A 249-nucleotide genomic window follows, 5' to 3' on the forward strand; every position below is an offset into this window, starting at 1 on the left:
CCTCAAACTTACCGTCATTGTTAAAGTCGATCCAACCATAAATATATTTTGTTGTAGCCACTGGATTGGTCACTGGAACTGATAAGGTGTAGGGTACTCCTTTTCTAATCTGGTTTACCGATACATCTATCGCATCTTCATCCAAGCCATCTCCATTGCTGCCGTTATTATTCGCTCCGGCGGCAACACTCAGCGGGGAAAGTTCAAGATCAGGAACAAGGCCTCCCATTCCCAGACCTGAAAGCAGGC

At 46.2% G+C, this 249-nt stretch carries 1 protein-coding gene; it reads right to left on the minus strand.

The window, feature by feature from the left end:
* Positions 1-249 (minus strand): hypothetical protein (locus SB786_RS37155; protein ID WP_410731703.1); only part of this gene is annotated, 249 nt, incomplete at both ends.

Origin of the sequence: Burkholderia sp. SIMBA_062, assembly GCF_046534765.1 — a bacterium.
In the GTDB taxonomy this organism is placed as follows: domain Bacteria; phylum Pseudomonadota; class Gammaproteobacteria; order Burkholderiales; family Burkholderiaceae; genus Burkholderia; species Burkholderia ambifaria.